General features: G+C 62.3%; 26 protein-coding genes. 17 read left to right on the top strand and 9 right to left on the bottom strand.

Annotated features, from left to right (window positions below; genetic code table 11):
* Positions 1 to 40 precede the first annotated feature (40 nt).
* Genes tsaB through K0F85_RS01725 form a run of 4 tightly spaced genes read left to right on the top strand, consistent with a single transcriptional unit; the run spans position 41 to position 3,075 of the window.
* The gene (tsaB, locus tag K0F85_RS01740) at positions 41 to 766 is read left to right on the top strand and encodes a tRNA (adenosine(37)-N6)-threonylcarbamoyltransferase complex dimerization subunit type 1 TsaB (protein ID WP_219114270.1); all 726 of its coding nucleotides are present in this window, start codon (positions 41 to 43) and stop codon (positions 764 to 766) included.
* Entirely contained in the window at positions 763 to 1,260 is a 498-nt protein-coding gene (gene rimI / locus K0F85_RS01735) for a ribosomal protein S18-alanine N-acetyltransferase (protein ID WP_219114269.1), read from the top strand. Before tsaB ends, rimI begins: the two co-directional genes overlap by 4 nt.
* Positions 1,257 to 2,144 carry a uracil-DNA glycosylase gene (locus K0F85_RS01730; protein ID WP_219114268.1) on the top strand — a complete coding sequence of 296 codons (888 nt, stop codon included), beginning with the start codon at positions 1,257 to 1,259 and terminating at the stop codon, positions 2,142 to 2,144. Before rimI ends, K0F85_RS01730 begins: the two co-directional genes overlap by 4 nt.
* Positions 2,137 to 3,075 (top strand): DUF1853 family protein, encoded by a 939-nt coding sequence (locus K0F85_RS01725; RefSeq protein ID WP_257572455.1) that lies wholly within the window; start codon positions 2,137 to 2,139, stop codon positions 3,073 to 3,075. Before K0F85_RS01730 ends, K0F85_RS01725 begins: the two co-directional genes overlap by 8 nt.
* A 66-nt stretch (positions 3,076 to 3,141) precedes the next feature.
* Here K0F85_RS01725 and lplT read toward each other — a convergent pair whose 3' ends face one another.
* Entirely contained in the window at positions 3,142 to 4,404 is a 1,263-nt protein-coding gene (lplT, locus tag K0F85_RS01720; RefSeq protein ID WP_219114266.1) for a lysophospholipid transporter LplT, read from the bottom strand.
* A gap of 258 nt (positions 4,405 to 4,662) precedes the next feature.
* Here lplT and alr point away from each other — a divergent pair, with 258 nt between their 5' ends.
* The 4 genes from alr (at position 4,663) to fliD (ending at position 9,279) form a co-directional block, all read left to right on the top strand.
* Positions 4,663 to 5,754, top strand: a complete 1,092-nt coding sequence (gene alr, locus K0F85_RS01715) for an alanine racemase (protein WP_219114265.1) — start codon at positions 4,663 to 4,665, stop codon at positions 5,752 to 5,754.
* Positions 5,755 to 5,834: 80 nt separating this feature from the next.
* A complete protein-coding gene (gene radA, locus K0F85_RS01710; RefSeq protein WP_219114264.1) occupies positions 5,835 to 7,211 on the top strand; it encodes a DNA repair protein RadA in 1,377 nt (458 codons plus the stop codon).
* Between the two features lie 130 nt (positions 7,212 to 7,341).
* Positions 7,342 to 7,662: a PilZ domain-containing protein gene (locus K0F85_RS01705; protein WP_257225035.1), complete on the top strand. Its 321-nt coding sequence runs from the start codon at positions 7,342 to 7,344 to the stop codon at positions 7,660 to 7,662.
* A gap of 231 nt (positions 7,663 to 7,893) precedes the next feature.
* Positions 7,894 to 9,279, top strand: a complete 1,386-nt coding sequence (gene fliD / locus K0F85_RS01700) for a flagellar filament capping protein FliD (protein WP_219114263.1) — start codon at positions 7,894 to 7,896, stop codon at positions 9,277 to 9,279.
* Between the two features lie 18 nt (positions 9,280 to 9,297).
* On the opposite strand, the gene K0F85_RS01695 is transcribed toward fliD, so the two are convergent.
* A complete protein-coding gene (locus tag K0F85_RS01695) occupies positions 9,298 to 10,098 on the bottom strand; it encodes a helix-turn-helix domain-containing protein (protein ID WP_219114262.1) in 801 nt (266 codons plus the stop codon).
* A gap of 100 nt (positions 10,099 to 10,198) precedes the next feature.
* Here K0F85_RS01695 and K0F85_RS01690 point away from each other — a divergent pair, with 100 nt between their 5' ends.
* The 3 genes from K0F85_RS01690 (at position 10,199) to K0F85_RS01680 (ending at position 12,764) form a co-directional block, all read left to right on the top strand.
* Positions 10,199 to 11,449, top strand: a complete 1,251-nt coding sequence (locus K0F85_RS01690; RefSeq protein WP_219114261.1) for an MFS transporter — start codon at positions 10,199 to 10,201, stop codon at positions 11,447 to 11,449.
* Between the two features lie 32 nt (positions 11,450 to 11,481).
* Positions 11,482 to 11,976, top strand: coding sequence for a ribonuclease E activity regulator RraA (gene rraA, locus K0F85_RS01685; protein WP_219114260.1), 495 nt, complete (start codon positions 11,482 to 11,484; stop codon positions 11,974 to 11,976).
* Positions 11,977 to 12,122: 146 nt separating this feature from the next.
* Positions 12,123 to 12,764, top strand: coding sequence for a choice-of-anchor C family PEP-CTERM protein (locus K0F85_RS01680; protein WP_219114259.1), 642 nt, complete (start codon positions 12,123 to 12,125; stop codon positions 12,762 to 12,764).
* A 58-nt stretch (positions 12,765 to 12,822) separates the two neighbouring features.
* Here K0F85_RS01680 and K0F85_RS01675 read toward each other — a convergent pair whose 3' ends face one another.
* Entirely contained in the window at positions 12,823 to 13,242 is a 420-nt protein-coding gene (locus K0F85_RS01675) for a DUF4952 domain-containing protein (protein ID WP_219114258.1), read from the bottom strand.
* Entirely contained in the window at positions 13,229 to 13,612 is a 384-nt protein-coding gene (locus K0F85_RS01670; protein WP_219114257.1) for a MerR family transcriptional regulator, read from the bottom strand. The genes K0F85_RS01675 and K0F85_RS01670 overlap by 14 nt, the downstream gene beginning before the upstream one ends.
* An 82-nt stretch (positions 13,613 to 13,694) precedes the next feature.
* On the opposite strand from K0F85_RS01670, the gene K0F85_RS01665 reads away from it, so the two are divergent.
* Both K0F85_RS01665 and K0F85_RS01660 read left to right on the top strand, forming a co-directional pair.
* Entirely contained in the window at positions 13,695 to 14,114 is a 420-nt protein-coding gene (locus K0F85_RS01665; protein WP_219114256.1) for a hypothetical protein, read from the top strand.
* Positions 14,115 to 14,192: 78 nt separating this feature from the next.
* A complete protein-coding gene (locus tag K0F85_RS01660) occupies positions 14,193 to 16,037 on the top strand; it encodes a DUF4153 domain-containing protein (RefSeq protein WP_257572454.1) in 1,845 nt (614 codons plus the stop codon).
* A 200-nt stretch (positions 16,038 to 16,237) separates the two neighbouring features.
* On the opposite strand, the gene K0F85_RS01655 is transcribed toward K0F85_RS01660, so the two are convergent.
* Entirely contained in the window at positions 16,238 to 17,461 is a 1,224-nt protein-coding gene (locus K0F85_RS01655) for an MFS transporter (protein ID WP_219114255.1), read from the bottom strand.
* 200 nt (positions 17,462 to 17,661) lie between these two features.
* Here K0F85_RS01655 and K0F85_RS01650 point away from each other — a divergent pair, with 200 nt between their 5' ends.
* Together K0F85_RS01650 and K0F85_RS01645 are read left to right on the top strand one after the other, a co-directional pair.
* A complete protein-coding gene (locus K0F85_RS01650) occupies positions 17,662 to 18,249 on the top strand; it encodes a TetR/AcrR family transcriptional regulator (protein WP_219114254.1) in 588 nt (195 codons plus the stop codon).
* 339 nt (positions 18,250 to 18,588) lie between these two features.
* A complete protein-coding gene (locus tag K0F85_RS01645) occupies positions 18,589 to 18,987 on the top strand; it encodes a VOC family protein (protein ID WP_219114253.1) in 399 nt (132 codons plus the stop codon).
* 36 nt (positions 18,988 to 19,023) lie between these two features.
* On the opposite strand, the gene motA is transcribed toward K0F85_RS01645, so the two are convergent.
* From motA to K0F85_RS01625, 4 genes are all read right to left on the bottom strand, one after another.
* Entirely contained in the window at positions 19,024 to 19,887 is an 864-nt protein-coding gene (motA, locus tag K0F85_RS01640; protein WP_219114252.1) for a flagellar motor stator protein MotA, read from the bottom strand.
* 42 nt (positions 19,888 to 19,929) lie between these two features.
* On the bottom strand, positions 19,930 to 20,076 hold the full coding sequence (locus K0F85_RS01635) for a hypothetical protein (protein WP_219114251.1): 147 nt from the start codon (positions 20,074 to 20,076) through the stop codon (positions 19,930 to 19,932).
* A gap of 175 nt (positions 20,077 to 20,251) precedes the next feature.
* Complete coding sequence (locus K0F85_RS01630; protein WP_219114250.1) at positions 20,252 to 20,614, bottom strand: glyoxalase superfamily protein; 363 nt, start codon at positions 20,612 to 20,614, stop codon at positions 20,252 to 20,254.
* A gap of 42 nt (positions 20,615 to 20,656) precedes the next feature.
* Complete coding sequence (locus tag K0F85_RS01625) at positions 20,657 to 21,361, bottom strand: hypothetical protein (protein ID WP_219114249.1); 705 nt, start codon at positions 21,359 to 21,361, stop codon at positions 20,657 to 20,659.
* A 183-nt stretch (positions 21,362 to 21,544) separates the two neighbouring features.
* Here K0F85_RS01625 and K0F85_RS01620 point away from each other — a divergent pair, with 183 nt between their 5' ends.
* On the top strand, positions 21,545 to 22,603 hold the full coding sequence (locus tag K0F85_RS01620; protein WP_219114248.1) for a DUF4105 domain-containing protein: 1,059 nt from the start codon (positions 21,545 to 21,547) through the stop codon (positions 22,601 to 22,603).
* Between the two features lie 221 nt (positions 22,604 to 22,824).
* On the top strand, positions 22,825 to 24,087 hold the full coding sequence (locus K0F85_RS01615) for a DEAD/DEAH box helicase (RefSeq protein WP_219114247.1): 1,263 nt from the start codon (positions 22,825 to 22,827) through the stop codon (positions 24,085 to 24,087).
* Positions 24,088 to 24,122 lie beyond the last annotated feature (35 nt).

The raw sequence follows: 24,122 nt of genomic DNA, 5'->3' as shown, positions 1-24,122 counted from the left end.
GGGGAGTGCCGCGCCATGGCGCGGCAAGGTAAAATACGCTATGTCTACCTTACTTCCCACCCTGCTTGCTATTGAAACATCGTCCGAACTCGCCTCTTGCGCTTTGCTGCGCGGCGATGTCGTCCTGTCCCGCGCCTCGTCGGGCGTGCGTACCCATTCCCAGTCCATCCTGCCGATGGTGCAGGAATTGCTGGCCGAAGCGGGCGTGACCCTGGCCGACGTGGATGCCATCGCCTACGGCTCCGGCCCCGGCTCGTTTACGGGCGTGCGCACGGCTTGCGGCATCGCGCAAGGCTTGGCCTACGGCGCCAACTTGCCCGTCGTGCCCGTCGTGACCCTCGACGCCATGGCCCTGGCGTGCCACCAGCAGCATGGCGCGCAGCGCATCGTGACCGTGCTCGACGCCCGCATGGGCGAAGTGTACTGGGCGCAATACGATTACCAGGATGGCTTGCAGATCGTTGCGCCGCCGGCCCTGAGCGCGCCGGCCGGCGTGGCGCCGCAAGGCGCTGTCGTCGGTTGCGGCAATGGTTTCGCGGCCTATGCCGACGCCTTGGCCATGCTGCCGTGCGCCGCCACGGCCGACGCCGCCATCATGCCGCATGCCGAGCAGGTGGCGCAGCTGGCGCGCATCGCCTTTGCGGCAGGCCAGTTTGTAACGGCGGCCGAGGCGCAACCTTTGTACTTGCGCAACAAGATCGCCTACACGAGTGCGGAACGCCAGGACATGCAGGCAGCGAAGGCCGCTGCGGAGTCGGCACGATGAGCGTAGCGGGCCAGGATACGAATAGTGCGGCAGGCTGGGACGTGCTGCGCCTCGACTATCAGCCGATGCGGGAGGCGGACCTGGCCGAGGTGCTGGCGCTGGAGCAGCGTGTGTATCCGCATCCCTGGACGCACGGCAACTTCATCGATTCCCTCAAGAGCGGTTACCCGGCCTGGGTGCTGCGGGATGTGGACGGCACTTTGCTCGGCTATTTTTTGCTGATGCTGGTCGTCGACGAGGCGCACTTGCTCAACGTGGCCGTCGAGGGCGCCATCCAGGGCCAGGGACTGGGCCGTTTCCTGCTGAACCAGTCCTGCGCCTGCGCGCGCCAGCTGGGCATGGAATCGATGCTGCTGGAAGTGCGCCCGTCGAATGTGCGCGCGCTCGATATTTACCAGCGCTACGGATTTGCACAGATAGGCCGGCGCAAGGGATACTATCCGGCCAGCAACTCGCAACGTGAGGACGCCATCGTGATGCGTTATACCTTATGAGCCGCAGCGCCGTTTTCCTCGATGAAATGGGCGTCGGCCCCCTGTGGCGCTTGCGCCAGGGCGCCGTGCCGGAGGCGGCTGATGTCCTTGTCGCAGCCGTGGAAATGGACGTCGCCGTGGCGGCGCCGGTGGCCGCCGCCGACGACGCCGTGATTGAGGTGCCCACCGAGGTGGTTGCCAACGTGGTTGTCGAGGTGCAGGCCGAAGCGCCCGTCACCGTTGCCGCTACGCCGCTTCCCGTCGCTGCGCCTGGCGACACGGCCTGGTTCGACGATGCGCCGCCACCGCCGCCGGCCAAACAGCTGAGCGACGCCGACATCGCCGCACTCGACTGGGAAGGCTTGACGGCCGCCGTCGCCAAGTGCGCGCGCTGCGACTTGTGCAAGACGCGCAAGGGCGTCGTCATGGGGCGTGGCGGGCGCCAGGCTACCTGGTTGATGCTGGCCAGCAGCCCGTCGCGCGCGGAAGAACGCGAAGGGCGCGCCTTGCCGGGCGAACAGGGCAAGTTGCTCGACAATATGCTGAAAGCTATCGCTGTCGATGCGGACAGCGATGTGTACATTAGCCACTTGCTGAAATGCCGTCCGCTCGACGAGGCGGGCCAGGAACGTTTGCCCACTGAATCGGAGTCCGCCGCCTGCCGCCCGTATTTCGAGCGCGAACTGGCCCTGCTGCAGCCGCGCACCATCCTCACCCTGGGGTCGATGGCCGCCGCCGGCATCCATCCTGGCGAAAAACCCGTGCGCGGCAAGGTGCGCCAGCTGGGCAATGCCTCGCTTGTCGCCACCTTCCATCCGGAAATGTTGTTGCAGGACGAGACGGGCAAGGTCAAGGCCCGTGCCTGGGCCGATCTATGCCTGGCGAAAAGCACGCACGGTGGTTGATACCGCCGTCGGCACCTTCCAGGCCCGCTTCGAACAGCGCTGGGGCCATCTGACGCACCCCCGCGTGCGTGCGCTGGCCTGGCTGCTCGATTCGCCCGATTTGCTGGACCCGTCCAGTCCCCACTGGGGCGGGCGCATCGGCAGCCTCGCGCCCGTCACGCCTGCTGTCGCCGCGTGGCTGGGTGCGCTGCAAGATGATCCATCGCCGCTTGATGCGGCCTTGGGGCCGAAATTCTATTCCCGCCTGGGCCTGTATGCTGAAAAGCTGCTGGCCTTTTATTTTGAGCAGCATGGGCTGCTGCAAGCGCATGGCTTGCAAGTGCAAGTCAACCGCAACGACACGGTGGGCGAGTTCGATTTCCTGCTGCATGAAGGCAGCGACTTGTTGCACTGGGAATTCGCCACCAAGTTTTATCTGCTGGAGGGTGCGCCCGATCCCGGCGTGTTCAACCACTTGATCGGCCCGAACCTGGCCGATACCCTGGGCTTGAAGATGCGCAAGATTCTCGACAAGCAATTGGCCTTGTCGCGCCATCCGGCCGCGCAAAGTCTGCTGGCGCAGCCCGTGCGTACGGCGCAGGCGCTGGTCAAGGGCTGGCTGTTTTATGCGGCAGGCGCGCTGCCCGGCATGGACGGTATTTCTCAGGTACATGGGCACGGCTTCTGGTGCACGCCACCACAATTGCCGCAGCAGCGTTATGTCGTGCTGCCGCGCTTGCAATGGCTGGCGCCGTTCAAGGGGCGCGACGTGGAAGTGCTGGATGTTGAGGCCTTGCGCGTGCAGTTGTTTGATTTGACGCAGGCGGTGATGGTGGCCACGGTGGACAATGTCGAAGGCTGGGAAGTGGAACGCACGCGTGGTTTTGTCGTGCCCACTGACTGGACGGAACAGGCTGCTGCGCGGCGGCTGGCTGGTACTTTACCGATTTAAACTTCTCAACCCAAAACGACATCCGGGGTCAGACCCTCAGGGGCCGACCCCAGCCCTTGCTTGGGTTTAGTGTTTTTGCTCGCCTATTAGCGACAAATTGTCGTGCTCCGCCTGGTTCAGTTTGTGCCTGCGCATGATCATGTACATGGTGCCGGCAACGAAGAGGCCGAACAGCGTGATGATGATATTGAGCGGCAGGTGCAAACGGATCATGATCGAATACACGGCCAGCATCGTCAGAATCGACAGGTTTTCATTGAAGTTCTGCACGGCGATGGAATGGCCTGCGCTCATCAGGACGTGGCCGCGATGTTGCAGCAGGGCGTTCATCGGCACGACGAAGAAGCCGGACAGGGCGCCGATCAAGATCAGCAGCGGGTAGGCGATCCACACGGAGTGTACTTGCGTCATCATCATGACGATCACGCCCATGGCGATGCCCAGCGGAATGACGGTCAGCGACTTGCGCAGCGGAATGAAGCGCGCCGACAGCACGGCGCCGGCGGCCACGCCGATGGCCACCACGCCCACCAGGCTGGTCGCCTTGTCGAACGGCATGTTCAGCGATTGCTTGGCCCATTCCAGCACGATCAGTTGCAAGGTGGCGCCAGCGCCCCAGAACAGGGTCGTCACGGCCAGGGTGATCTGGCCCAGCTTGTCTTTCCACAGGATGGAATAGCAATTGGCAAAATCGGTAATCAGTTTGATAGGATTGCGTTCCTGGTGCGGATACACGCAGCCCGTGTCGGGAATCTTCAGGTTGGCCAGGGTCGCCAGCACATAGATGCCGACTACCACGCACAAGGCCGCTTCCGTCTTGCTGGTGATGCCCGTATCGATCAGGGGAATGTCGATCGATAGCAGCAGGTCGGACACGTGGCCGCTGACGAGTGCGCCGCCCATGACGGTGCCGAGGATGATGGAGGTGACGGTCAAGCCTTCGATCCAGCCATTCGCCGCGACCAGTTTTTCCGGCGGCAGCAGTTCCGTCAGGATGCCATATTTGGCGGGCGAGTACACGGCCGCGCCAAAACCGACGACGGCGTAGGCCAGCAGCGGGTGTACGTGGAAGAAGACGAGGGCGCAGCCGAAGATCTTGACCAGGTTGGCGATGAACATCACCTTGCCTTTCGGCAATGCATCTGCGAAGGCGCCGACAAAAGCGGCCAACAGCACGTAAAACAGGACGAACGACAGTTTCAGTAGCGGCGTGATCCACGCCGGGGATTTCATGGACACCAATAAATCGACGGCGACAAAAAAGAGGGCGTTATCGGCCAGCGAAGAAAAGAACTGCGCCGCCATGATGGTATAAAAACCACGATTCATTCTGGAATGCCTGAAATCATATCTGGCTTGCTTTATACCACGAAAAAACGGCAAACCCCAAGTTTGGCAGGGGCTGCCTTGTATAGTCTTGTCTAAGTGAACTTTAATTATTCTGCCGTAGAAAAATACACATATATGTGAGCATTTTATACATACTGTCGTGGGCGGCCATCGTGCCGGTCCACCTCGCTGGCTGGCCGCCCCGCATCGAGCCCATCCGGTAAAATACGACTTTCCCACCTGCCGTGAACGACGCATATGCCCAGGCCCCTCATCGCCACCATCCATCTCGATGCCATGCAACAGAATTTGGCGCGCGCCCGTGCCTGCGCCCGCGGTGCCAGGGTGTGGGCCGTCGTCAAGGCGAATGCCTATGGCCACGGCCTGGAGCGGGCCATGCGGGGCTTTGCCGCCGCCGATGGCCTGGCGCTGGTCGAGGTCGACTATGCCGTGCGCTTGCGCGAGCTGGGCTGGACCAAGCCCATCTTGCTGCTGGAAGGTTTTTTCGATGCCAGCGATCTGTCCGTGATGGCGCAGTACGGCTTGAACGGCAGCGTGCATTGTGAAGAACAGATTGCCATGCTGGCAGCGGCACGCCTGCCGCACGCCATCGATGTCCACCTGAAGATGAACACGGGCATGAATCGCCTGGGTTTCACGCCGCAAGCCGTGGCCGCCGCGTATGCGCGCCTGCGCGCCATTCCCTGTGTCGGCACGATCACCCTGATGACGCATTTTGCCAATGCGGATGAAGCGGCACCCACGCGCTTGCCCCTGGAACAACAGATGCTGCGCTTCGTGGCCGGGGAGGCCAGCATCGGCACAAGCTTGCCGCGCAGCCTGTGCAATTCGGCCGCCTTGCTGCTGCACCAGCTCGACAGTGACTGGGTGCGCCCCGGCATCATGCTGTATGGCGGCACGCCCAGCGGCGCCACCGGCGGCACGTCCGCGCAAGCGTTCGGCTTGCTGCCCACGATGACCTTGCGCAGCAGTATTATCGGCATCCAGGAGATCGCCGCCGGAGAAGTGGTGGGCTATGGCAGCCGCTACGAAGCGGCCGGCAATATCAAGGTGGGCGTGGTCGCTTGCGGCTACGCGGACGGCTACCCGCGCCACGCGCCCGAAGGCACGCCCGTGCTGGTCGATGGCGTGCGCACGGGACTCATCGGCCGGGTCTCGATGGACATGCTGATGGTCGATCTGACCCACGTGGCGGCTGCAAAAGTCGGCAGTTCCGTCACCTTGTGGGGCCAGGGCATGCCGATCGACGAGGTGGCCCTGGCCGCCGGCACCATAGGCTACGAGCTGATGTGCGCGCTGGCGCCGCGCGTGCCCGTGAACGAGGCGTGACCGCGAGCGGCGAATTGTATATACTGTGATTCTACTGTATATATAACCAGCAGTTTCACTTTTCACGAGCAAAGTACACCATGGCAAAAGTCAAGACCATCTACACCTGCAGCGATTGCGGCGCCATCAGTAATAAATGGATGGGGCAATGCACCTCGTGCAACCAGTGGAACACCATGGTGGAAAGCCTGCCCGAGACGGGCGGCAACAACCGTTATTCGAACCCGCAGCATATGTCGCTGGCGCAGACGGCGCCCGTGCTGTCCCTGGACGATATCGACGCCATCGACGTGCCCCGCTTCGGTACGGGCATCGAGGAATTCGACCGCGTGCTGGGTGGTGGCATGGTGGCGGGCGGCGTGGTGCTGATCGGCGGCGACCCCGGCATCGGCAAGTCGACCCTGCTGCTGCAGGCGCTGGCGAACATGTCGCACCACAAGCGCGTGCTGTATGTCAGCGGCGAGGAATCGGGCGCGCAAATCGCCCTGCGCGCCAAGCGCCTCGTCATCGATGCCAAGGAACTGAAATTGCAGGCGGAGATCCAGCTGGAAAAGATCTTGTCGACCTTGAACGACCTGAAACCGGAAGTGGTGGTCATCGACTCGATCCAGACCGTGTATTCGGACGCCCTCAGCTCGGCGCCCGGTTCCGTGGCGCAAGTGCGCGAATGTGCGGCGCAGCTGACGCGGGCGGCCAAGCAGACGGGCGTGACCATCATCTTGGTGGGCCACGTGACGAAAGAGGGCGCGCTGGCCGGCCCCCGCGTGCTCGAACACATCGTCGACACGGTGCTGTATTTCGAGGGCGACGCCCATTCCAGCTTCCGCCTGGTGCGCGCCATCAAGAACCGTTTCGGCGCCGTCAATGAGCTGGGCGTGTTTGCCATGACGGAAAAGGGCTTGAAGGGGGTGTCGAACCCGTCCGCGCTGTTCCTGTCGCAGCACGACAACCAGGTGCCGGGCTCGTGCGTGATGGTGACGCAGGAAGGCACGCGCCCCTTGCTGGTGGAAATCCAGGCCCTGGTCGATACCAGCCACTTGCCGAATGCGCGCCGGCTGTCCGTCGGCCTGGAGCAGAACCGCCTGGCCATGCTGCTGGCCGTGGCGCACCGCCACGCGGGCATCGCCGCCTTCGACCAGGATGTCTTCATCAACGCGGTCGGCGGCGTCAAGATTACGGAGCCGGCGGCCGACTTGGCCGTGTTGCTGGCGATTAACTCGTCGATGCGCAACAAGCCGCTGCCACGGGGCCTCGTGGTGTTTGGCGAAGTGGGGTTGGCCGGTGAGATCCGCCCCGCGCCACGGGGCCAGGAGCGCTTGCGCGAAGCTGCCAAGCTGGGCTTTACCCTGGCCGTGGTACCCAAGTCCAACTTGCCTAAGCAAGCCATCGAAGGCATCAAGGTCATCGGTGTCGAGCGTATCGATGAAGCGTTCAACAAGTTGCGCGATCACGAGTAAAAGTTGGTATGGTAAAAATGCCAAGCTTGAGACAAGTCAAACAAAATTTCCGTTTGGAACTATAATATTTGTCCGATGGATTCCCACGTGAATCCGCATCGACAATGCATAGATAGAGAAGCGGAATACAGTGTCAGTTGAACAAAGGCAGGGCGCACGCAAGATATTGCGTGCCAAGGCAATGTTGGTAATGGATGGCGCAGGCCCCGTGGCGGCGCGCACCCTCGATGTGGGGCCGGGCGGCATGGCGGCCGTCATCGCCGAACCGGTGCCAACAGGCAAGCAGGGCAAGGTGCTGTTCGAATTGTTTTATGATGGCTCGGCGCACATCATCGAGGCGCGCGCGTCCGTCTCGCACTGTATTTTCAGCAGTGCCGGTTTCAAGGTGGGACTCACTTTCCTGCAGCTGGACATGGCCGTCAGCAGCGCCATCTCGAAATTCATGCGCTGAGGCAAACCCGACACGCCTTGCAAATGATTGCGCTAAAATGGTGCATATGGGTTTGCAGTCAGGAAAAACCTGTTCTGTTCGCTGTTTTGATATTCCAGCAATGCTGCATAATTATCAACCAGAAGAGGGAGCTTGCCGCACCACGCGCGCCAGGCGTTTCTTTTCTTGCGCCGCGCGCGGTCAGGACCTGAACCGTGTGCCATCACCTTACACCTGACGGGAACGCCTACCATGTTTAATTCGACCATCAACAGCAGGGCTTACACCAACAACACGCAGCAGACGACGCAGGGCAATATCTCGGCCGATGTGTATGCGAAGGTGGAGCGCCAGATGCAGTCGCAGAACACGGGCGTCGTCAAGCTCAATGCCAGCCTGGCGCGCGACCAGGCCAAATTCTCGGGCCTGGGACAGTTGCAATCGGCGCTGGCAAAATTCCAGACCGTGGCCAAGAACATGGCCGGCAGCGGCCTGGCTACCTCGGCCACGTCCAGCGCCAAGGATGTGCTGAGCGCCACCACCACCGACAAGGCTGTGAGCGGTAGCCATGAACTGAACGTCAAGCAACTGGCGCAGGGGCAGACCCTGCTCAGCGGCGCGCAGAAATCATCGAGCTCGGCCATCGGCACGGGGGCGCCGGCGCTGCTGAAGATCGAACTGGGCACGGCTGACGGCAAGCAATTTACGCCCGGCAGCGGCAAGATGATTTCGCTGACGATAGACAGCAGCAACAATAGCCTTGACGGCATCGCCGCCGCGCTCAAGCAGCAAGGCATCGACGCCAGCGTGGTGAAGGGCGCCGATGGCTATTCGCTGGCCCTGAACGGCAAGAGCGGCGCCGACAGCAGCATGCGTATCAGCGTGTCCGGCGACGCGGCTGTCAGCAATCTGCTCAGCTATGCGCCTGGCGCCGGCAAGGGCATGCAGCAGACGGCTGCCGCGCAGGATGCGCTGCTGACGGTCGACGGCAAGGAAATCAAGAGCGCCACGAATACCCTGACGACGGCCGTCGAGGGGGCCACCATCGAATTGAAGAAAAAAGGCACGACCGACCTCGTCATCGCCAAGGACAGCAGCCAGATTGCCAGCAACGTGGCCAGCTTCGTCACGGCCTACAATGAACTCAACAGCAAGCTGCAAAGCCTGCAACAGGGCGATTTGAAGTCCGACACGGCCCTGGGCCAGGTGCGTTCGCAGATGGAGCAAGTGCTGCGCACGGCCAGCACGGGCGTGCCCGCTTCCATACTGGGCAGTGCCGGCGTAACCCTGGGCAAGAGCGGCGAGCTGGTGCTCGACGATAAAAAACTCAAGGCGGCCATCGCTGCCGATCCGGATGCCGTCAGCAAGATGTTCACCAATAACGGCAAAGGCGTGGCGGACCAGTTCGTCAGCAAGATCGGCGAGTTGACGGGCGAAACGAGCATCATCCGCAAGGAAGGGCAGACGGTCGGCAAGGACATCACCACCCTGACCAACAAGAAAGCCGTGCTGGCCAAGGCCCTGACAGCGCAGGCGCAGGCGCTGGTGAAGGCGTATTCGGCACAGGAGCAGATGGGAACGAACTCGGCCTTGCCAGGCTATACCGGCAAGAATTCCCTCTTCGACTTCATGGCCTGAAGCGCGGCGCGCTTGTGGCTACCTTCTGTCGCCCTGCGCGAAGAAGGCCGATGGCGAGCTGCCGAACGTCTTTTTGAACATGGCGGAAAAGGCCGACTGGCTGGCGTAGCCCAGTTCTTCGGCCACCTGCGACAGCGGCACGCCGCGCGCGATCAGGGGCGCCGCGTGCGCCAGACGCACTTGCTGGCGCCACTGGCCAAAACTCATGCCCAATTCCCGTTCGAACAGCCGCGCCAGGGTCCGCTCCGAGGCACCGACCTGCTGCGCCCAGTGTTCCAGGGTCTGGTTCGAGCCCGGCTTGTCGATCAGGCTGTCGCACAGGGTCTTCAAGCGTTTGTCGGCAGGCAAGGGGACGCGGATGGGGCGCGTGGCCGAGCGTTTCAATTCATCGAGTATCAGTTCGGCCAGCAGCGCTTCGCGCGCCGGTTCCTGGCCCGGGTCCAGCTGTTCCAGCGCCATGATCAGCTGGCGCAGCAGGTTCGATACTTCCAGCACTTTGCAGTCGTGACCGGCAAATGGCGCGCGCGCCGCATGGATGCACAGGGGGCGCAAGCGGGTTTTTTCCAGTATCGAGACCGCATGTTCCACGTTGGGCGCGATCCAGATGGCGCGCATGGGCGGCAGCACCCAGCTGCTGTTGTTGGCGGTGATGCGCAGCACCCCTTCGAGCGCCATCGTGACCTGGCCCCAGGGGTGGCTGTGCGGCGAGAGAAATTCATCGGGTTGCAGATCGCGCGCGATCATGGTCACGGGAATGGTCGCGCTGGGCGCTTCCCGTGGCGGACACATGCGGGTATGGTGGAGGATAGGTACACCCATCAGCTTGGCCTTAATTCGATAAATTATGTCGTTCTGTCGGAAAACAGACGATGGTATTTTGCATACACTTGAGCTTTGCCAGTATAAGACAGGGTATGACATGATAACAACTAACTCGGCAAGGCACTTGCCACCGCAGTCACCGCCAACCTTGCGCAGCGATGCGCGCGTCATCGCCCTGGTGGGGCTGGCGCATGGCGTGTCGCACTTCTACCATCTGATACTCGCGGCCCTGTTCGTCTGGCTGAAACCGGCCTTCGACCTGTCCTATGCGGAACTGGGCTTGCTGATGACGGTGTTCTTCATCATCTCGGGCGTGGGACAGGCGCTGGCCGGCTTTGTCGTCGACCGCTTCGGCGCGCGCGCCGTGCTGTTTGGCGGTGTCTTTCTGCTGGGCGTATCGGCGCTGGCCCTGTCCACCGCGCACAGCTATGCGGCGCTGATGCTGGGCGCCATGCTGGCCGGCATGGGCAACAGCGTGTTCCACCCGGCCGACTACACCATACTCAATCAGCGCGTCTCGGCGGCCCGCGTGGCTTACGGTTTTTCCGTGCATGGCATCAGCGGCAACATCGGCTGGGCCCTGGCACCCCTGTTCATGACCTATGTCGCTACCCAGTATGACTGGCGAGTCGCGCTGCAATGCGCGGCCGTGCTGCCGTTCGGCGTGCTGCTGATCCTGTTCCTGAATCGCCATGCCATCCGTCCCCAGCCTGTCAAGAGGGCGGTGCCGGGCCAGCCGTCCGGCGGCGAAGGCACGCTGGATTTCCTGCGCCTGCCGGCCGTATGGATGTGCTTTGCCTTCTTCTTCATTACCGCCATCGCCCTGGGCGGCATCCAGAGTTTCGCCAGCGTAGCCCTGGTCAAGTTGTACGGCATGAGCCTGGCGCTGGCCACCAGCGCCTACACGGCGTATATGCTGGCTTCGGCCGTGGGCATGCTGGCCGGCGGCGTGGTGGGCGCGCGCAGCAAGCAGCCGGACCGCAACGTGGCGATCGCCTTTTCCGCCGCTGCCTTACTGGCCGTGCTGCTGTCCATGGCCGTCGTGCCGGCCTGGGGCGCGGTGGTGCTGATGGGCGCCATCGGCCTGACGTCGGGCGTGGCGGGGCCGTCGCGCGACCTGATGATACGTGCGGCAGCACCGAAGAATGCCACGGGGCGCGTGTATGGCGTCGTGTATTCGGGCCTCGACAGCGGCCTGGCCGTCGGGCCCCTGTTCTTTGGCGCGCTGATGGATGGCGACCATCCGGCCCTGTTGTTCGTCTTCATCGGCGTGTTCCAGGCGCTGGCGATTGCCACGGCCGTGGGCGTGGGCGGTAAAACACGTGCCGCTGCGCTGCAAAAGGCATAGAATAGTTTCCATCCGCTACGAATGGAGTCCCCATGACCTTTGCCACCACCGACCTGTGCGACGACTATGCTGCCATGCTGGACGATGGCACCCTGGCCGTGCTGCCGCCCGTGTACCGCGTCTTCGGCCAGCACCTGCGTTTCAGCGGGCCCGCCGCCACCTTGCAAGTGTTTGAAGACAATGCCCTGGTGCGTAGCACCCTGGAAACGCCAGGCCAGGGCCGTGTGCTGGTGATCGATGGCGGCGGCAGCCTGCGCCGCGCGCTGGTGGGCGGCCAGTTGGGCGTGCTGGCGCAAAGCAATGGCTGGGCCGGCATCGTCGTCGATGGCTGCATCCGCGACAGCGAGGAAATCAATGTCTGCCAGATCGGCGTGCGCGCCCTGGCCACGCATCCGCGCAAGAGCGGCAAGACAGGCGCCGGCCAGCGCGACGTGCGCGTGCAGCTCAGCGGCGTGGCCGTGCATCCGGGCGACTGGATCTACGCCGATGCGGACGGCATCCTGGTGGCGCGCGAGGAACTCGATTGACGGCACAGGCGACGCATCGGCTTCCCGAGGCGTTGCAAATTGTTCACATTAAATATGGTTTTGTAAAGTTCTTTGATTTTCGTCATGGCTGAGGTATGATTTCACTTAAGGTAACTTTAATGTCAACAAAGCAAGGAAATCAGACCATGAAAATCGCCACCATCGCAGCCCTTGTCGCCCTGTTTGCTGCAGGCACCGCCAGCGCCAGCCCCGTCAACCTGATCACGAATGGCAATTTTGAAACGGTCGCTTCCGGCTACACCTTCAATAGCGGTTTTAAAGTCGTCAACAGCGGTTCGTCGGCCATTACGGGCTGGACCGTGGGCGCCAGTTCCGTCGACCTGATCCGCAATGCCTACAATGCCATCGATGGCTACAGCATCGACATGCTGGGTACGCCTGGTCCGGGTTTCCTGTCGCAAAATTTCAGCGTCGTTGCCGGCCAGACGTATAATCTGAGCTTCGACATGGCGCGCAATTCCGGCGGCCCCGCAGGCCAGGGCGTGAGCGTCAGTTTCGGTGGCGTGGCAGGCGATTTCTACTCGACGGCTGCCGCCTCGAACACCTTGTACAGCAATACCCTGAGCTTCACGGCCGCCACCACCGGCCTGGCGACCCTGTCGTTTGCCAGCGCCGCCAAGGCCGGCACGCCGTTCGACAATTACTCGGGCGCCGTGATCGACAACGTGTCCGTGCTGGCCGCCGTGCCGGAACCGGAAACCTACGCCATGCTGCTGGCTGGCCTGGGCCTGATGGGTTTCCTGCGCCGCCGCAAGGCCGCCAAGTAATCACGGTCCTGTCCCACATCAAAACCGCCTGCTGCGCTGCACAGGCGGTTTTTTTACGTCAGGGGTCTTGCGCGTAGCCATCGACATTGACATAAAAAATATCGATTTCGGGCCAGGCGTCGCGCGTCCTGACCAGCGTTTCGCCCGTCGCCATGAGCAGCAGATAGCCGATGCCCGTGCGGCGGTCGCGCCAGGAGTGGGGTGTACTGTCCCACATGCAGCAATAGCGCTTGAGCGGAGGCAAGCCATAGGTGCGCCGCAGGTATGCTTCCGCCTGCTGCGCATGCTTGCCATCGACCTGGTAGCGGGCCTCGAACGGCTGGTCCTGGCGTTCCATATTTTGCTGGCAACCCTGGTAGACAAGATACGCGGGCTTTTTTCCCAACTGGGACAGGAAGTCGCCGCAGGCCAGTTCGGCGCCCTGCGCGCCGCCCGCGCCCAGCAGGAAGAGCCACGGCAGCAGTTTAGTGATTCGCATCGGTATCTCCCCGCAACGGACACGCGGCCGCCTGCGGCTCCAGCCGCCGCGCCAGTTCGCTGCGCAACTGCGTCAGTCCTGCGATGCGCGCATCGATGTCGCCCAGCTTGCGTGCCAGCGCCGCGCGCAGCAGTGCGGCCGTGGCGGGTTCATCGGCGCTGGCCAGCAGCGGCATGTCCGCCTCGATTTCCGCCAGCGTAAAGCCCAGTTGCTGCGCCGTGCGCAGGTAGCGCAGCCAGTCAGCCGCCTCGGGCGGGTAGTCGCGGTAGCCGTTCGTGCCGCGCCGGGCACGCAGCAAGCCCCGCTTTTCATAAAAGCGCAGGGTATCGCGGCTCAAGCCCGTCGCCTGCGCCATCTGTCCGATCTGCATGGTGTTTTTCTTTCAGAAAATGCTAGACCATGGAGTGTACTCCAGCCTTGATCATGGGCGCTTTCCAATGACAGGAGTTCCCATGTTGTCTGTTTTTACTTTCCGCCGCCTGGTGCGTGCCAGCGCCATTTATGATGTGCTCATGACGGCCGCATTTGCCACGCCGTGGACGTTTCTGCTCATGCGCGAGCAACTGAGCGCCATCAACGTGGGCCTGGGCGGCGTGCCACTGCCAGTCTTCGAACCGTTTCACTTGCTCATCAGCAGCTTGCTGGGCAGCGTCGTGATGGTCTGGTCGGTGCTGCGCATTCTTGACCCGCAGCCGCGCTTCGGCCGCTATGACGCGGCGGCGCGCGTCCTGTTTTCCACCTGGATGGCCTGGGCGCTGCTGGTGACTGGCCAGCCCGTGCTGTGGCTGTTCATCGTGCCGGAACTGGCCTGGGGCCTGGCGCAAAGCCTTCCATTGCGCCGCGCCGCAGTTAGGGAAGGGGCGCGGGCGTGAATCGTCGTTGAGATGATTATAATGAAATGTAATAATGGCCGTGCTTTTCAGCAATAAACGAATATTAAGGGAATGACTATGCAGCAAAATGCCGCTGGAAAAAACATGGCCTTGCTCGATCCGGTGGTAGCGCCGCGCATCGCGCTGACCCGCTTGGTGACGGGCCTGCTGCAAGGCTTGCTGCTGTACTGGCTGTACAGCACGGCGCAAGACAAGGTGTGGCCAGCCACGGAAGCCTATCTGCTGGCGCCGTTGATGGTGGTCAGCTTGCTGCTGCCCATCTTGCTGGTGTCCAGCCTGGGCCACATGTCGGTGAAGCGCATCGCCTTGTGGATGGCGGGTGCTGCCGCCGTGCTGGCCGTGCTGGCCTGGCATGACGTGGCGCGCGGCGCCGAGCACGTCATCTGGGGTAACTACAAGCCGGGCGCGCCGCTGCGCGTGATTTCGGCCCAGCTGTTCGGTTTTTGCGTGGTGGGCATTTATATCGCCCACGCCCTGGTGCTAGCCAGCGCCCAGGATGGCCAGCGCATCGCCCGCTATCCGACCTACTTTGAAATCGCCTGGAAGCTGGGCATCCAGCTGCTGTTTTCCCTGCTGTTCGTGCTGGGCCTGTGGCTGGTGCTGTGGCTGGGCGGGCAGTTGTTCCTGCTGATCAAGCTCAGCTTCCTGAAAAAACTGCTGGGCCAGGCCTGGTTCGTGATTCCCGTCATCTGCTTCGCCTTTTCGTTCGCCATCCACATCACGGACGTGCGCCCATCGATCGTGCGCGGCATCCGCACCTTGTTGCTGGTGCTGCTGTCGTGGCTGATGCCGATCGCCGCCGTGCTGGTTTCCGGTTTCCTGCTGACCTTGCCTTTCATCGGCTTCGAGCGCCTGTGGGCCACGCGCCATGCGGCGTCCGTGCTGCTGGGCATGGCCGGCGTGCTGGTGGTGCTGATCAATGCCGCCTTCCAGAACGGCGAAGTGGGCCATGGCGTGGCGCGCGGCATCCGCCTGGGCACGCGTCTGGCCTGTCTGCTGCTGCCGTGGGTGGTGGGCATCGCCATCTATGCGCTGACCCTGCGCGTGATGTCGCATGGCTGGACGGCCGACCGCCTGATCGCTGCCGCCTGCCTGTTGGTCGCCACCTGCTATGCCGTCGGCTATGCCTGGGCGGCCGGCAAGTATGGCGACTGGCTGCACCTGATCGCCAACGTCAACGTGGCCACCGCCTTTGTCAGCTTGCTGGTGCTGTTCGCCCTGTTCTCGCCGCTGGCCGATCCGGCCCGTATCTCCGTGGCCAGCCAGATGGCGCGCCTCGACAGCGGCAAGGTTGGCGTGGACAAGTTCGATTTCGAATACCTGCGCTTCCAGGGCGCCCGTTATGGCCAGGTGGCCCTGCAGGAATTGACGAAACGCACGACGGGGCCGGATGCGGCCATCGTACGGGCCCGCGCCGAGGCTATGCTCAAGCGCCAGAACCGTCTCGACGAGACGGGCGCGCTGAGTGACGTATCGATCAACCTGACCCTGCGCCCGGCGACGGCGAAGTTGCCGGAGAGTTTCCTGCGCCAGGACTGGACGCAAGTGGGCCCGGCCTGGCGTTTGCCCGCCTGCTTGAAGCGGGCAGGGCCACAGTGTGACGCCTACCTGCTTGATTTCGATGGCGATGGCAAGCAGGACGTGCTGTTGATCAGCAACGACCCGCGTGCCTCGTCGGTCTTGCTGGCGGAAAAGGAAGACGGCAGCTGGACCGCGCGCGGGCAACTCCCCACGGATGCGCTGCGCTGCAAGCCCCTGCGCGAGAAGCTGCAGGCGGGCGAGTTCCAGCTGGTGCCGCCGAAAGTGCGCGAACTCGAAGTCGACGGCCAGCGCGTGCCGATGACTTTATACACGCCAGAGGACGAGGTCAGCTGCCCGGATGAAACGGCGCCGAGTCCGTAAATGGCGGCGCAAGGAATTGTGGCAACGGAAACAACGTCTTGCGTGCGATGAAAGCAGCAAGTTTGTACGCTGAGCTATGCTGGCCGCTCGCTTTCGGCCAGCAGCAGACATGTAGATTTCTTGGGGCGCTGTTATCCAGGCAATCGCCACGCGCTTGAAGAACTGGAAAAGCTCCGGCACACAAATCCCTGAGTATTGCTTCAGTCCGTTGCAGAGCAAAGCGCCTTGTCGGCAGCCTTCCTTCTGTGTTCGACAACGGTGATACTCAGCGACAGCAGCAAAGCCGCAGCGGCGCATCCTGCGGCGAGCCAGAGGTTGGCGGAGAGGCCCAGTCTGTCCACGGCCTGTCCACCGGCCCATGCCCCGAGCGCAATGGCGACATTGAAGACACCCACATACAGCGCGGCGACGATCTCCACGGCTGTGGGCGCCGCCTTCATCATCAAGGTCATCAGGCCGACCGATACACCACCGTAAGCTAATCCCCAAGCCAGCAACACCACGCCGCCACCGATGCTGGAGTCGCCGACTGCCAGGAATAGTAGTGGCGTGAGCAGCAAGCCACCCGCGATAGCGCTGATGGTCGGTGCCGTGCGCCGCACCGCAAGGACACCGGCCAGGAAGTTTCCCATGATGCCAGCCAAGCCATAGAAAAACAGCAGTGCGCCCAGCCATTGCGCATCAAACCCCGACACTGACAGCAACAGCGGGCGCACAAAAGTGAAGGCCACGAAATGGCTCGTCACCAGCAACAGGGTCAGAAGCAGCCCCGCTTGCAATTGCCGGTTACGCAACTGCTTGCCGAATTGGCGCAAGGTCGCCGAACTGGCAGCGGGCAGCGCGGGCATGACGGCCAGATGCAGCGCCAGTACCAGGCCGCTAAACAGCGCCATGACGGCAAAGGCCCAGCGCCATCCTGCAAAGTCGCCGATTTGTGCACCAAGCGGCACGCCCAGCACGGAAGCGATCGCTACGCCTCCGAAGATAATCGACGTTGCCAGGCCGATTGAGGGAGCAGGAACAAGGCGGGAAGCGAGGCCGCCGGCAATGGCCCAGATGCCGCCCATGCAAAAACCGACGAGTACACGTGCAGCCAGCATCCACGCCATGGTGTGTGCCAATGCCGAGGCAATGTTCGCGATCACTAATAGACTCAGCAAACCGCATAGAATTTTGCGTCTGTCCAGGCTGCCCGAAGCGATCACCAGCAGCGGAGCGAACAAGGCCGCCAGTAAGGCTGGCAGCGAGATCATCAGTCCGGCGGTGCCGGTAGAGGCCGCCAGGGTGTCGCCAATCGGCGTCAACAGGCCGACCGGGAGCATTTCCGTCGTCACGACCGAGAAGGTGGCCATGCCTATCGCGGTGACCGCCAGCCACGGGTGACGGACAGCGGTTGCTGTTGCGGCGTAGGGAGAGGTACTCATGGTTCATATCCTTCATTTGATCAGTGGATTATTGGCTTGTGCCGGCATCAGGCGGCGTCGGGTCGCTGTTATGCAATGGCATGCCCTGCTTGCAATGGAGACACGTCGCAGTGATAATACATACATCACGTATGAATAAATTATATATTCATACGCACTGTATGTAAACATTCATACGCTACGTATGTAAGGAGGAAGCAATGGTTCGCCGCACCCGTGCCGAAATGGAAGAAACCCGTGCATCGTTGCTGGCTACTGCGCGCAAAGTGTTCAGCGAGCGCGGTTATGCCGACACATCAATGGATGACCTCACCGCGCAGGCAGGGCTAACGCGTGGTGCGCTGTATCACCACTTTGGCGACAAGAAGGGCTTGTTGCTTGCGGTGGTAGAACAGATCGACACGGAAATGGACGACCGCCTGCAAACCATCTCCGAACGCGCCGACGATCTGTGGGAGGGTTTTCGCAGTCGCTGCCGTGCCTATCTGGAGATGGCCCTGGAGCCGGAAATTCAGCGCATCGTTTTACGCGATGCCAGGGCGGTCCTGGGTGGTGCCTCACCAGACTCGCAGCGCCATTGCGTCGAGTCGATGCAAGGGATTATCCAGGAGCTGATGCATCGAGGCATCGTGGCCGACGCTAGCCCGCGAGCACTGGCTTCGCTGATTTACGGCAGTCTGGCAGAAGCGGCGTTCTGGATCGCAGACGGTGACGAAGGCACGGCGCGATTGAGCGAGGGAGTTGCTGCCTTGGAATTACTACTACGCGGGCTGTTGCTCAAAGGCTAATCGCGAAACGTTGCAAGGTCATCGCGCGAGGCAGTTCAGGCATTGTTGGACGAGAGACGCCGGAGAGCTCAACATTTTTCGTTGCGGCAGCGACTGCTTCGGGGTGGAAGCAGCCAAGGACAGCAGTCGGCCGAAAGCGCACTGGCGTATCCGGTGCAGTCATTCAGACTTGAGCTGACAGACGCTGTCTTTTGCCCGTCACTTTTTACGCTTTCATTTATTGCCACTCTGGAGGAGAATATTTGTTCGCCAGCGTGTCGATTTTGTATGCCGTCACCCCTCGCAGGGATGAGGCACCGCTTGCCCATTCCACCTTCACCAGGGAAGCCAGGAAGCGCCATGAACAAACAGATCATCCTCAACCTGCCAGTGAAGGACCTGGACAAATCCAAGGCCTTCTTTTCCGCTCTCGGCTTTGCCTTCAATCCCCGCTTTAGCGGCGAGAACGCGGCGTTCATGAGCATCGTCGACGGCGCCATCGAGGCCATGCTGACGACCGAAGCCTTTTTCCAGTCGCTGATCGATAAACCGGTCGCGAATGCCAGAGAGGCCAATGAAGTCGTCATTTGCCTCAGTTGCGAAAGCCGGCAAGAGGTGGACAGCCTGATCGCCAAGGCTGTTGCCGCAGGTGGCCGCATACCGCATCCGCCCGAAGACCATGGTTTCATGTATGACCAGGGCTTCGAGGATATCGATGGCCACTTGTGGAACCTGGTCTGGACGGCGCCTGAAGCCTGAGGCGCCGGACAAGCCGAACAAGCGAAACAGGCCGGATCAGTTCTTCGTGCGGACCTGGCGCACGTGGTTTTCCAGTTCGCTGAACGAGGGGCGTTCGGTGGCGGAAATGACCTTGCGGCCGAATTCCACGGCCAGCGCCGGCGCATAGCCGTTCAGGCTGGCCAGCAGGGTGACTTTCACGCACTGGTACATCTTCGCCGTTTCATGGTGCTTGCGGCGTAGCAAGCTGGCCAGCGGCGCGATGAAGCCGTAGGCAAGCAAAATTCCGATGAAGGTGCCCACCAGCGCCTGCGCGATCAGTACGCCCAGCTCGGCCGGCGGCAAGCCGACGGAGGCCATGGTATGCACCACGCCCATGACGGCGGCCACGATGCCGAAGGCGGGCATGGCGTCGGCCAGCTGGGAAATCGTCTGGATCGGCATTTCCGCATCTTCATGGTGCGTCTCGATCTCGTTATCCATCAGGTTTTCGATCTGGTAAGCGTCCATATTGCCCGACACCATCAGGCGCAAATAATCGGTGATGAATTCCAGGATATGCTCGTCACCCAGCGTGTACGGGTATTTTACGAAGATGGCGCTGCGGTAAGGGTCGTCGATATCGTCCTCGACCGCCATCAAGCCTTCCTTGCGGATCTTGCTGAGGATTTCATACATCAGCCCCATCAGTTCCATATAGCGCGCCTTCGTGTATTGCGAACCGTGGAACAGGGTGGGCAGGGCGGCGAACGTGGCGCGAATGGCCTTGGCGTCGTTGCCGACAAAGAAGGTGCCCAGCGCGGCGCCGCCTATCATCAGCAGCTCCAGCGGCTGGAACAGGGCGCCCAGGTGGCCGCCTTGCATGGCGAAGCCGCCAAAGACGGAAAACAGCACGACGAGAAATCCGAGTATGACTAGCAAAACCTACTCCTTCATAATATTGCCATATCGCAATATTGTAGTTTAACCTGATTCCGTCGCCGTGGCCGCTTCCGGCTGCAACTGCTGGCCGAGAAAATTGACAAAAGCGCGCACTTTGGCAGGCAACTGGTGGCGGCTCGGGCAGTAGGCGTACAGGTCGGCCGGCGCCAGCGCATAGTCGTCCAGCACACCTTCACCGTGTGGGGGGCGCGGCCACGGCTCAAGCGCCAGATGCCGTAGGCGTCGTCATTTTTCCTTTGCAAGATGCAGCGTTGGCGTTCAAGCTCGTCGGGCGTGCCGTGCGCCTGCAGGTATGCTGGCGAACCTGCATGCGGAGATGGGCGTACTGAGCGGGGAGTAAGCGTTATTGCGTCGTTTGCCAGAAGCGCAGCTTGTTGCCAAACGGGTCCGCCACTTCCAGGATGCGGCCCCAGTCCTCGTCGCGGATGCCGGGCCGCGCATACGGGTAATCCTTCGCCTGCAGTTCCGCGTGCAGGGCGGCGATGTCATCGACGGGGATCAGCAGCGCCGCACCGGGCGTGGCGTCGCCGTGGTGCTCACTCAGGTGCAGCACCAGCTCGCCCCGCGCCACCTGCAGGTACAGCGGCGCCGTGGGCTCGAAGCGATGTTCCCAGTCCAGGGTAAAACCGAGAAAATCTAGGTAGAACTCGCGCGCCTTGGCTTCGGAGAAGCTGCGCAGGATGGGGATGGCGGGGGACAGCTGCATGGCGGTCCTTTCAACAAAGGTAGCAAGATTCCTATTCCAGCGTCAAGCCAGCGCCTGCCGTTTGATGCGCGCGGCGGGGCTGTTTTTCTCCCAGCGGAACAGCCACATGATGATCAGCTTGGTCGTGGCGCTGACGCAGGCGAGCAGCAGCAGGGGCCAGCCTGTCTTCAAGCCCATGACGCAGGCAAAGATGATGGTGCTGATATCCATCGCCAGGATGAACTGGCTCATTGTCAACGCGACGGCACCCGTCTTGCCCGAGCGCCAGATCAGGCGGATCTGGTGCGCATAGCCCTGCGCCAGCAGCACGGTAACAGCGACGATCAGGCTTTGCGACAGCACGCGTTTTTCATCCGTGAAGGTGGGGCCAAATAGCAAACCTGCCACGCCCGCGCACAGCAGCAGCGCGCAGGCCAGCAGCGCATTGCGCGATGCCAGGCTGCGGCGGTCGCGGTCGATTTCATACAGGATGGCCAGCGCGATCAAGGACGCGACCAGACGGGGCCAGGCGATGTAGTGGTTGAATGGCGTGATCGAATAGCCATACACAAAGAACGCGCAATACGCGAGGAAGCTGACGGTGAACTGGTTGAGCGACAGGATGTCCGTCGTCTTGCCCCCGCCCAGGCCGGCATCGCGCTTGCGCCGCCAGATTTTTTGCAGCTGCGACCACAAGCCAAGCAGGCTGACGACGATGAAGACGGAATTGAGGCTGCCGGCGAGGGCGTAGAGGGAAGGGGGCTGCAAGCTATCTCCTGGAACGGCCAGAGCATCGCTGCCGTGACAGTATGCCTTGTCTATACATTTAATTCTGGCGACATGCTCTCATGAAACAAATTAGCAGGCAAGCAATGATTTTGCCGCCCTGGCCTGTTGCGGCAGTGCTTGTCCGGACGCACCTGTTGTTGCGCTTGCCCTTATAATCAGGGCATGACTTTCTTATCACATCGTGCCCGCTGCGTGCTGGGCTGTATCGGCAAAATGGCCGTTTCCCTGATTTTCCTGTTGACTGCATTGTGGGGCGCACTGGCGCTGTGGTACCAGCTTTCCGGCGGCACGGCGGCGCAGGGCATCGGCGCGCTGCTATGGGGCGCGCTGGGTGTGGCCAGCGTGGTGCTGTGGTGGACGCGCGGCGATGCGCGCATGCTGCTGCCGTATGCGGCTGGATTCGTGCTACTGCTGCTATGGTGGAGCCTGATCGCGCCGAAACAGCAGCGCGTGTGGGCCGACGACGTGGCGCGCAATGTCACGGGCACGGTGGCGGGCAATCGCGTCACCCTGGACAATGTGCGAAATTTCGACTGGCGCAGCGATACCGACTACACGGTCAGGTGGGAGCAGCGCAGCTACGACCTCGACGAATTGCGCACGGTGGACGCGGCGCTGTCGTACTGGACGGGGCCGTATATTGCGCATACCCTGATCTCCTTCGGCTTTGCGGACGGGCGCTTCCTGACGTTTTCCATCGAGATCCGCAAGGAAAAGGGCGAGAGTTTTTCCGCCATCGGCGGCTTCTTCAAGCATTTCGAGATGAGCCTGATCGCTGCCGACGAGCGTGACATCCTGCGCGTGCGTACGAATGCGCGGGGCGAGGACATGCATCTGTACCGCGTGATGATGCCGAAAGCGGCCATGCGCTCGCTGTTCCGCGCTTACCTGGACGAAGCGCAAGCGCTGAAGACCAAGCCGCAGTTCTACAACACCCTGACGGCCAATTGCACCACCATCGTCTTCGAGATGGTGCGCCGCATCGTGCCCGGCCTGCCGTTCGACTATCGCCTGCTGGCCTCGGGCTATCTGGATCGTTATCTGTTCGACGTCAAGGGCCTGGTGCCCGGCTTGAGCTTCCAGCAGTTGCGCGATGGCGGCCATATCACGGCGCGCGCGCGGGCCGCGAATGACGATGCGGACTTTTCGCACGCCATCCGCCGCGGCATGCCGGGCTATGATGAGAATGGCTATCCCAAGCTGCAACTGCCCAAGCAATGATCTATTGTCGCAACGACGCCCAATCAAACCGTAGCGAGCGGAAGGAAGAGGTGGCCGAGAAGCGGAACTGTACGAATAGTACAGTGAGCATCGCAGCCCGCCTATGCCGACGCGCAGTAGGTTTGGTTGGGTGTTAACGGTCATTGCCTTATACTGTCGCTATTCCGACCGGCCGCCATTCGCGGCCGGTCTCACTTTACGAATATACAAGAAGGCCCGCTATGCCATTTTCCTCACTGGGTCTGATTCCCGCCCTGGTCCGCGCCGTTGACAAGGCCGGCTATGCCGCGCCGACGGCCATCCAGGCGGCCGCCATTCCCGCCATCCTGCGCGGCAGCGACGTGCTGGGCGCTGCCCAGACGGGTTCCGGCAAGACGGCCGCCTACGCGCTGCCGCTGCTGCAGGCGCTGATGGCGCCCGTTTCCGGCCCGCGCCAGGTGCGCGCGCTGATCCTCGTGCCTACGCGCGAGCTGGCGGCGCAAGTGGGGCAGACCGTGCACGCGCTGGCCAAGCCGCTGCCCGTCAAACTGAAAATTTCCGTGCTGTTCGGTGGCGTGTCGATCAATCCGCAGATGATGGACTTGCGCGGCGGCGCCGATATCGTCGTCGCCACGCCGGGCCGTTTGCTGGACCTGCTGCGCCAGAACGCCGTGAAACTGGGCGGCGTGTCGCTGTGCGTACTCGACGAGGCCGACCGCCTGCTCGACATGGGCTTTAGCGAGGAAGTCAACGCCATCCTTGCGCTGCTGCCCAAGCAGCGGCAAAACCTGTTCTTTTCCGCCACCTTCCCCGACAGCGTGCAGGCGCTGGCCGACAGCCTGCTGACGCAGCCTGTACGCATCGAGGTGGCGTCCGAACCGCAGGACCAGCCTGACATCGTGCAGCGCGCCATCACGGTCGACGTGCCGCGCCGCACGCAGCTGCTGCGCTATTTGATCCTGCAGCAGCAGTGGGACAGGGTGCTGGTATTCGTCGCCACCAAGTACGCGGCCGAACACGTGGCCGACAAGCTGCAGCGCGCGGGCCTGCACGTGGGTGCCTTCCATGGTGAATTCAGCCAGGGCACGCGCAGCCAGCTGCTGGCCGACTTCAAGGCGGGACGCTTGCAGGTGCTGGTGGCCACCGACGTGGCCGCGCGCGGCATCGATATCGCCGGCTTGCCGGCCGTCGTCAACTATGACTTGCCCCGCTCGGCCGTCGACTACACGCACCGCATCGGCCGCACGGGCCGCGCCGGCGAAAGCGGCACGGCCATCAGTTTCGTGACGGCCGACACGGAAGCGCATTTCCGCCTGATCGAGAACCGCAACGACTTGCGCATCGTGCGCGAAGTGGTGGCCGGTTTCGAGCCGACGGAACTGCCCGCGCCGGTGAACTCCGTCACCGACACGGTGCATGGCGGCGTAAAGGGCGCGCGCAAAAGCAAGAAAGACAAATTGCGCGAGGCTGCAGCCATGGCCGCCAGGGCGGACGAGAGCAATTAAATCCGTCTTATGTGCGCTGGCCGCTTGAACGGACA

This window comes from Janthinobacterium sp. UMAB-56 (assembly GCF_900095265.1).
Taxonomy (GTDB): Bacteria; Pseudomonadota; Gammaproteobacteria; order Burkholderiales; family Burkholderiaceae_D; genus Janthinobacterium.
Note: the sequence above shows the minus strand (reverse complement) of the source record. Positions and strands in the feature narration are given on the sequence as shown.